This window comes from Pseudomonas sp. (assembly GCF_026224925.1).
Lineage (GTDB): Bacteria > Pseudomonadota > Gammaproteobacteria > Pseudomonadales > Pseudomonadaceae > Aquipseudomonas.
Genome location: NZ_JAMFRV010000189.1, coordinates 1 through 8046, shown reverse-complemented (window position 1 = coordinate 8046; position 8046 = coordinate 1). Strand labels below are relative to the sequence as shown.

Sequence of the window (8046 nt, the reverse complement as noted above, 5' to 3'; positions counted from 1 at the left end):
CTGGCGATGGTCGAGCGGCTGCCTGCAACGCAGGCATTGCTTGAGCTAGAGCACTGCAAAGATTGATTCGCGGCGCGTTTTTTCAGCTATTGGTTGAAATGAGTAAATGCACGGCGCATTCAATGTACGCTACCTGCGTCCGTCCGCTGTTAAGATGCCCCATACGGAAAAGCCTACACACAAAGTGATGTAGTCCTACAGGGGGGTTTATGGATCTTCAGATAATTTCACGCGATGGAGAGCCAGAGTACGCAGTTTTGCCATGGTCCCAGTACCAGGCTTTGCTCAAGGCCGCAGGCGTAGATCAACCACCACCACGACAAAAAACAGCACAACCTTCCGTAGTAGCGTCCGAAGATCTTCCGGGCCTGGATCAGTTAAGTGCACTGCGCGAGGCGAAAGGCCTTGAGGTGGCGCAGTTAGCGCGCACCGTGGGTATCAGTCCGTCTTATCTGGGCTTGATTGAAAGCGGCGAGCGAGTGCCGGATGCCGCCATCAGCCGAAGTTTGGCTTGGGAGCTCGGTGTCGCCGGTTGGCGAGGTGACTCATGAGCGTGCGCATCAGCCGTCAACACTGGGAAGGGTTGCTGGCTGAACTGGACCAGGCTCGCCGTCAGCGGCATCTACTGACCTACCGAGCGTTGCTCGAACGCTTGCAATTACCTACCCCTGCCATGCAGACATTGACCGCTGCGCTTGAGCATCTGGCTTTGCTGGATGCCCGTGCGGAGCAACCGTTGCGCAGTTCGTTGGTGATCAGCCAAGGCGCCAGTCGCCTGCCACGCACCGGTTTTTTTGAATGCGTTGAACGGCTCGGCCGATTCTCCGGCCCTTCGGACGGCATCGCCGCAGCGTCCTGGCACGCATCTGAAGTAGTGAGAGTCTTCGAATACAGTTACCCGGAACTTGCATGAGCCAGCCTTTTTGGTACCTGCGGGCACGCCTGACGTACCTGTTGGCGCGACGCATGTACCGCTGGTCATGGCTGGTTGAACAGCCAAGGGGCTGGCAGTGGCTTGAGGGCCAGTATTCGCAGATGGCCTATCTAGGCGATCACGATGCGGAGAGCTTCTATGGGCACATTCTGGTTTTTCGTGGCGACGGGCAGGGCGCCCGCGACGAAGGCGCGCGGCTGATGCGCTTGGCCGCAATCGGCGGTCACCCCCAAGCGGCGTATCAACTCGGCGTGATGAGCCTGACTGGAGACCTGCGCAACCCTCCGGATGCGCTTGAAGCCGCTCAATGGTGGGAAATGGCGGTCGAAGCCGGGCATCCCTTGGCGCCGATTAAATTGTCGCAGCTGTATAAGTTGGGAGGGCCAGGCATGGCGCCTGATCCGGAGCGGGCGATACGATTGGAAGGGTTGGGGAAACCGCATGGGTTTTAGGGGGGGCGGGTTATCGTGTGGATCAAGGGTTAGATAAGGTCGAGCCAAGCTATTGCTCCTTGTACAAACATTACAAATGTAAGTAGTGCCCAGATTTACAGCCTGGTCGAAACCACCATGGCTAACGGCCAAGAGCCTTATATGTGGCTGCGCCACGTACTTGAACGCTTGCCACAAGCGGCCTTGGTAGAGGACTACGAAGCGCTGCTGCCTTGGAACTGCTCGCCAGAGTTGCCAAAGTAAACGAGCCAGCAATCTTGCGGTATGTGGGATTAATGGATCCCTTACGATGAAACAATGATGCAGTCGATCAGCTGCTACGTCGCGAAGAGACCTATGCCTGTGGCGACACGACTACAGCGATGTGGAAGCGGGCTGAGCACGAGGGTCGCAAAGGTGATCTGGTCGATTTCGGCCAATCCCAGCAGCCGCCGCAAACATGGAGAAAAAAGCTTCATTGGCCATGCGTTGCGCAAAATTGAATACGCCAGATCGTAAACTCCGGCTCAAGGTTGAGCACCCCGTTTCGGGTCATCAAACGCCAGTTTGTTTACACTAAAGTGAGATTTCGCAGACGGGTAAAGAACACCGAGCAATGGGTAACTCGTTTGCGCTATCGAACCTGAGAACGGCACGCCGACAGTTGATGGAGCCTTTAGGACAGGCGCATCCGCAGTATGGAAATTAAAGGTTAATAAATACCGAAAGCCGGCTAATTCATCAAAAAAATGGCCCTTTAAAAATTTCAGCGAAGCGCTCTTTTTTGAGAATTTGATGCCCGATTTTTCGGAAAAATAAGGCCTTATTTCAGGCCTTATCTAAAGAGCACTGTTTTTAATCAGAAAATATTAAATTGTCAAGTCCAAGAAAAGCTGGAGTTAGGTAATCAGTAAGTACTACCTGGATATGGTTAACTCCTGCTATATCCAGTGAGTGTTCCCCAACATCACCCGTTGGCCAGAAATCAATTCGCGTCAAATCATCACCACGGTATAAGAAAATTTTCACCTTGTTGACGTTTTGGTGCGTATACCAAAATCGGAGTGTTGAAGAGGGTGATTTTGGGGTGATGCCCAACGTGGCGTTGTTCCGCATTTTTAAGTAATGACCTTCGATGGTGCCGGGAGGAAAAATACCGGCGGTTTGATCTTCTATTGAAATTTCACTATCTTTTAAATCGATTGAACCCTCATCAAAGGTAATGATCAAGGTCGGACACTCTATAGTCTCTCCAGGTGTTCTCAGTATCTGCAATGCCACAGATTCAAAACCTTCCCTCCGTGATTGTGCTGCAGGCGTTTTGTCGCCGTTAGTATTGTTGGTGCCGGATTTGATGTTGTTCATGTGAAAGACTTCCTGTTAGTTGTAATAGAAGAGATGTAATTGAGCGCTCAAATGCGGGAGTTGGCTACTGGCAGAAATGACAGGTGTCGGCAAAAAAAAGGGAAAATGGCTTCCGTTTGTCGGGGCAGAAGCCTGCACAGTTGATCGAAAAGAGCATGGCCAGTCCCCGCGTGCTCGCGATGCTACTGACCACTAAGTATGTCGACGGTCCTCCGTTAAGCGCTCAGCAAAAAAATCAGGTCATTATGTTGGCCCGCATAAATGCTGATTTTTGAGCCCCTTGTCCATGAAACAAAAGCCCTTACTGTTGACCGAGGAAGAAATTCTCAAGCTGGAAGCTATCGTTCGCAAGGGCAAAGATTGGCCTAGTTGGGATAGGGCGCAAACCTTCTACGAACGTCGACAACAGTGATTGAACAAAGGCTTTACGGGTCTGTTTGATGCGCCCCGTTCAGGTGCGCCGGGCAAGCTGTCGGCCTATCCGTCGACTATTGAGGAGTGGGCGCAAACAAGTCCGTTGAGTGCTGGCGAGATACATCAGCGGTTGGTAGAAGAGTTCGACGTTACGGTGCATCTGAATACGGTGAAGAATGCTCTCAAACATCTCGGTTTCGTCTGGAAACGAACCCATTACAGTTTAAAAAAACCGTGACGCCCAGGCCTTCGCAAAAAGCGGTGAGGAGCTTGAGCAACTTATGTGGAAGGCGCTGGAAGGCGAAGTCGAATTGGCTTACGTGGATAAGGCAGGTTTTTCATTGGCACCGCCGGTGCTTAGTGCTTGGACCTTGCGCGGCAAGCCCCACAAGACTCAGCCACAGAAAGCCGGCCGACTCAACGTCATGGGGGCGATGCTCAGCTCTGGTGGGCTGTATCTGTCAAGAACTAGGGGGACGATGACGTTGCTAGCCTTTGCGGGCTTCTTGAGTCAACTATTGAAGCAGACAGCTAAACCCTTGGTTGTGGTGGTGGACAACGCCTCCATTCGTGCGGCGAAAGCGGTAGGTGCACTACTTCAGCTCCCGGAGTTCGAAAGACTGACTCTGTACTTCTTGCCGCCGTATTCCCCGGAGCTGAACCGGATCGAAATCCTCTGGCGCAAGATCAAATACCAGTGGCTGCCTTTTCGCAAACACACACGAGTAGGGCTAGAGGGCGCACTAGACCGTATCCAGTCTGGACTCGGCAAGATTGCCACCTGACTTTTTGTTGGGCACTTATCTATTGCCAGGAGACTCAGGCGTCGAGCACTTTGCTGAAATTAGGTTTTGGGTCTTACCCGTGAGGGTCATATATGCATTATGAGCCATGTGTACGAGTCCTTTTTTCATCGGAAATACAGGCTTCGGGAAACGGGATTTATAGGATGTAGGATACTTCAAGGACTGCTGTAGGATTACTCCCAAAAAGACTGTTAGCCTTCCACCGCCTCATGATCCAGCGTATCAATCACATGCACACTTGCCCCGGCAATATCCTTGGCATAGTGCTTGGCCTGTGATGCCAATTCGGCCAATTGACTAGCATCCAAATGCCCACAGGCTTGGGGCCGTAAGTGCACCACGCCGATGGACAGCGACAGCAGCGGAAACTCCTGGCGCTGGCCCTGACGATTCAAGGCAGTGAAACACCCTGATTCCACATGCTCGGCGCGGTAGAAGCGGCGGCACTGATTCTGAAAATCTTCCAGCAATAAATTTAGCCTTTTGCGCCAATCTTCAGAGCCCAGCACCATCAAGAAATCATCGCCGCCAATATGCCCCACGAAGTCTCGGCTGGGGTCGATGCGGTCGTTCAGGCACTGCGCCAGGCACAGCAACACTTCGTCACCACGACCATAGCCATAGATATCGTTAAACGGTTTGAAGCTGTCGATGTCCACGTAGCAAATCATCGACTCCCGGCCTTGCTGCAACAGGCGCGTGAGGCACTGCTGGATGGGCACATTGCCTGGTAATAGGGTCAGCGGGTTAGCGTAGCGGGCCTGTTGGATCTTCAACTCAGTGATCAATTTCAGCACATCAATCACCCGGCCCAATCCTAGATAAGCGCCGTTGGCGGTGATAATGAAATCTTCTTCGATGCGCTGCCGGGCGCGGCTGGTCAATAAGCGGCTGACCTGTTGCAGCGACTGATTCAACTCCACCGCGAGAAAGTCATCGCTCATCAAGCGGCTGATCGGCTTACGTGCAAACAGGTCAGTGGCAAACGGCTTGAGCAGCGCCTCAGACAACGAATGGCGGTGGACAATGCCGCAGGGCTTAGATGAATCGTCCAGCACCGCCAGCGAGTTCAGGTTCGCTTGCTTGCGGAAGAGTTCGAGCACGCTGGCCGTTGGCGTCGATTGATTGACCGCGGGTTGTTCAATCAGTAAGGCTCTGAGGTCTGGCGCATCTTCGTTGAGGGTGGCAACCATGGGCCCAAATTTAGGCAGCAACGCACGGGCATCGCGCGGTGGCTGTTCTTGCGGACGGCAGAGCAGATAACCCTGAACCAGGTCCACGCCCATATCGATCAATACCGCCAGTTCTTCCGGTAACTCGATGCCTTCGGCAATCACCAGAGCCCGAGACGCTTTAGCCATTTGCAGCATGGAACCGACAAACTCACGTTTGACCGCATCTTGATGAATGCCATCGATGAAGTGCCGATCGATTTTGACGTAGTCCGGACGCAGTTCCGACCACAACCGCAAGCTTGAATAACCCGCACCGAGATCGTCCAAAGCGATCGTAAACCCCATGTCACGGTAATGGTGCAGGGCTTTATACAACAGCTCGAAATCGTCGGTGGGCGTTTGCTCGGTCAGTTCGATGACCACTTGGCTGGGGGCGATACCGTAGGTTTGCAGCAGCTCCAACGTACGACCGGGCGGGTGCGTCGGCTCCAGCAGCGATTCCGGTGAAACGTTGAGGAACAGTTTGCCCTCTAGTTTTTGCGCGCTGAAGCGTCGGCAGGCTGATTCACGGGCAGCCATTTCCAGCTCGCTCAAGCGACCTGCCTGGCGTGCGATGGCGAACAGATTGAGGGGCGAGTGCAGCGGGCTGTTGGAAGGGCCCCGGGTCAAGGCTTCGTAACCCAGAATTCGGCGATCCGACAGCGACACTATTGGCTGGAACAAGCTGTGCAGATCACCATGAGCCAAAATTGAGCTCAGTGCACACAGCTGTTCAGTGACGGTCATGGCAATCTCTGGGCAAGAAAAAGGGGCTGAGCACAAAGCGCTCAGCCCCTCTATTTCACGACAGATTCATGACTGTTTGATGACCAAATGCCTCTAAATGAAACTAATTGGCCAGCAGTCTTCAGTCATTCATTCCATGTGATTACTTCTTCGCGAGCGCCCCATTCAAGTTCAGGTAGTCGATCAAGATACGCCCGGTCTCGGACAGGTAAGCGTCGTCCTCGGGTTTGGTCTTGTCGTCATCCGCTGGCAGCGCGTCTTCGTCTTCTTTCTTCAACTCTTTGAGCGGGTCTTGACCTTTAGCCTTGCGACGGGTGTTTTCCAACGCCAGTTGCTTGCCTTCAATGTCAGTGTGTTGAGCACGACGTTCGGCTTCGTTCAGGCTGACGGTTTTTTCGGCCATCAGCTTTTGTGCGAGGTCCAGACGGTTTTCGATGAAGACAAACTCAGGGTCTTTCGACGAACGTGCGTCGTGGCGTGCCTTCAACTGCTCAAGGAATGGTTTGAACGGATCCACCACAGGCTTGATTGCAGGCTTGATGGTGTCGTAGGCCATCGACTCTGGAAGCGCGCTTTCGCCGATTTCCTTGGTGTCGATAATCGACGGGTACGCGATGTCCGGCAGTACGCCTTGATGCTGGGTGCTCTGCCCGGAGACCCGGTAGAACTTGGCCAGCGTCAGTTTCAGTTCGCCATGGTTCAGCGGCTGAATGGTCTGCACGGTGCCTTTGCCGAAGGTCTGGCCACCGATGATCAGCGCGCGGTGATAGTCCTGCAGGGCGCCGGCAAAAATCTCCGAAGCCGAAGCAGACAAACGGTTGACCAGCAACGCCATTGGGCCTTTGTAGAAGGCGCCGGTGTCTTCGTCTTCAAGCACATCAACCTTGCCGTCGGCGTTACGCACCAGCACGGTAGGGCCTTTATCGATGAACAAGCTGGTCAGCTCGGTGGCTTCCTGCAATGAACCGCCGCCGTTGTTGCGCAGGTCGATGACCACGCCATCAACTTTTTCGGCTTGCAGTTCGGTAAGCAGTTTTTTCACGTCCCGCGTGGTGCTCTTGTATTGCGGGTCGCCTGCACGGTAGGCCTTGAAGTCCAGATAGAACGCCGGAATTTCGATGACGCCCAGTTTGTAATCGTGGCCATCCTGCTTGAGGTTAAGGATCGACTTTTTCGCCGCCTGCTCTTCAAGCTTCACCGCTTCACGGGTAATCGAAACGATTTTGCTGGTGTTGTCGTTCGGTGCGTTAGTGGCTGGAATCACTTCCAGGCGCACCACCGAACCCTTGGCACCACGAATCAACTTGACCACTTCGTCCAGGCGCCAGCCGATCACGTCGACCATCTCTTTGTCGCCTTGTGCGACGCCGATGATTTTGTCTGACGGAGCAACTTGCTTGGTCTTGGCGGCAGGGCCGGCCGGAACCAGGCGCACAATTTTCACGTTGTCGTTGTCGCTCTGCAACACGGCGCCAATGCCTTCCAGCGACAGGCTCATGTTGATGTCGAAGTTTTCCGCGCTGTCCGGGGACAGGTAGTTGGTGTGCGGATCGTAAGACATGGCGAAGTTGTTGATGTAAGCCTGGAATACGTCTTCGCTGCGGGTCTGTTCCAATCGCGCCAATTGGTTCTTGTAGCGCTTGGTCAGCAGTTCTTGAATAGCTTTGGGTTCTTTGCCGGCGATCTTCAATCGCAGCACTTCATCCTCGACCCGCTTGCGCCACAAATCGTCCAGTTCAGCGTCGGATTTGGCCCAAGGACTGTCCTTGCGGTCTATCAGCAAGGTTTCTTTGGTGGTGAAGTCAAACTTGTCGAACACGAGCGATCCCGACGTGTTGTCGTCGTTGTGCTGCAGGGACAGCAGGTAAAAATTGTGATTTCGGTCGAAGCCGCCGGAGAGGTCCGTGATGGTCGTGTAGAAGGCGCCCGTCGCCGACGCAGGGTCGATCTCCCCGCTCAGCTGTCCAGCGGTGGTCCAAGTGGCACCGAAATCCGTGGAGAAGCTTCCGATTATCGAGAAAACGTTCGGGGTGCTGACGGTGTTCTTCGCAATCGCGAACTGGACGAGATCACCCGGCACCAGCGGGTCGGAGAACACCACGGGATCACTAAATGTAAAATTCGCGGTATTGACG

At 53.9% G+C, this 8046-nt stretch carries 9 protein-coding genes and 2 pseudogenes; 8 read left to right on the top strand and 3 right to left on the bottom strand.

Features of this window, described 5'->3' with window-relative positions; all coding sequences use genetic code 11:
- The first annotated feature begins 209 nt into the window (after nucleotides 1-209).
- The 5 genes and pseudogenes from M0974_RS08140 to M0974_RS08120 all read left to right on the top strand — a co-directional run.
- On the top strand, nucleotides 210-551 hold the full coding sequence (locus M0974_RS08140; RefSeq protein WP_297835097.1) for a helix-turn-helix transcriptional regulator: 342 nt from the start codon (nucleotides 210-212) through the stop codon (nucleotides 549-551).
- Nucleotides 548-913 (top strand): hypothetical protein, encoded by a 366-nt coding sequence (locus M0974_RS08135; RefSeq protein WP_297835095.1) that lies wholly within the window; start codon nucleotides 548-550, stop codon nucleotides 911-913. The genes M0974_RS08140 and M0974_RS08135 overlap by 4 nt, the downstream gene beginning before the upstream one ends.
- Nucleotides 910-1386: a sel1 repeat family protein gene (locus M0974_RS08130; RefSeq protein WP_297835092.1), complete on the top strand. Its 477-nt coding sequence runs from the start codon at nucleotides 910-912 to the stop codon at nucleotides 1384-1386. The genes M0974_RS08135 and M0974_RS08130 overlap by 4 nt, the downstream gene beginning before the upstream one ends.
- 81 nt (nucleotides 1387-1467) lie before the next feature.
- Nucleotides 1468-1629: pseudogene (locus M0974_RS08125) on the top strand (transposase domain-containing protein); the annotation flags it as partial.
- Between the two features lie 62 nt (nucleotides 1630-1691).
- Nucleotides 1692-2074: pseudogene (locus tag M0974_RS08120) on the top strand (transposase); the annotation flags it as partial.
- A gap of 146 nt (nucleotides 2075-2220) precedes the next feature.
- Here M0974_RS08120 and M0974_RS08115 read toward each other — a convergent pair.
- Nucleotides 2221-2730, bottom strand: a complete 510-nt coding sequence (locus M0974_RS08115; RefSeq protein ID WP_297835089.1) for a hypothetical protein — start codon at nucleotides 2728-2730, stop codon at nucleotides 2221-2223.
- Nucleotides 2731-3016: 286 nt separating this feature from the next.
- On the opposite strand from M0974_RS08115, the gene M0974_RS08110 reads away from it, so the two are divergent.
- From M0974_RS08110 to M0974_RS08100, 3 genes are read left to right on the top strand one after another with little or no spacing between them, the layout of a single operon-like run.
- The gene (locus tag M0974_RS08110; RefSeq protein WP_297835087.1) at nucleotides 3017-3142 is read left to right on the top strand and encodes a hypothetical protein; all 126 of its coding nucleotides are present in this window, start codon (nucleotides 3017-3019) and stop codon (nucleotides 3140-3142) included.
- A complete protein-coding gene (locus M0974_RS08105) occupies nucleotides 3143-3382 on the top strand; it encodes a winged helix-turn-helix domain-containing protein (RefSeq protein WP_297835084.1) in 240 nt (79 codons plus the stop codon).
- Between the two features lie 43 nt (nucleotides 3383-3425).
- Entirely contained in the window at nucleotides 3426-3929 is a 504-nt protein-coding gene (locus M0974_RS08100; protein ID WP_297835082.1) for an IS630 family transposase, read from the top strand.
- Nucleotides 3930-4141: 212 nt separating this feature from the next.
- On the opposite strand, the gene M0974_RS08095 is transcribed toward M0974_RS08100, so the two are convergent.
- A complete protein-coding gene (locus tag M0974_RS08095) occupies nucleotides 4142-5911 on the bottom strand; it encodes a bifunctional diguanylate cyclase/phosphodiesterase (protein ID WP_297835080.1) in 1770 nt (589 codons plus the stop codon).
- A 142-nt stretch (nucleotides 5912-6053) separates the two neighbouring features.
- Nucleotides 6054-8046, bottom strand: a 1993-nt coding sequence (locus tag M0974_RS08090) for a carboxy terminal-processing peptidase (protein WP_297835078.1), incomplete at its 5' end; no start/stop codon positions are given.

Coding starts and splice junctions, on each gene's coding strand:
- M0974_RS08140 (WP_297835097.1), top strand. CDS start 210: ATGGATCTTCAGATAATTTCACGCGATGGAGAGCCAGAGTACGCAGTT.
- M0974_RS08135 (WP_297835095.1), top strand. CDS start 548: ATGAGCGTGCGCATCAGCCGTCAACACTGGGAAGGGTTGCTGGCTGAA.
- M0974_RS08130 (WP_297835092.1), top strand. CDS start 910: ATGAGCCAGCCTTTTTGGTACCTGCGGGCACGCCTGACGTACCTGTTG.
- M0974_RS08115 (WP_297835089.1), bottom strand. CDS start 2,730: ATGAACAACATCAAATCCGGCACCAACAATACTAACGGCGACAAAACG.
- M0974_RS08110 (WP_297835087.1), top strand. CDS start 3,017: ATGAAACAAAAGCCCTTACTGTTGACCGAGGAAGAAATTCTCAAGCTG.
- M0974_RS08100 (WP_297835082.1), top strand. CDS start 3,426: ATGTGGAAGGCGCTGGAAGGCGAAGTCGAATTGGCTTACGTGGATAAG.
- M0974_RS08095 (WP_297835080.1), bottom strand. CDS start 5,911: ATGACCGTCACTGAACAGCTGTGTGCACTGAGCTCAATTTTGGCTCAT.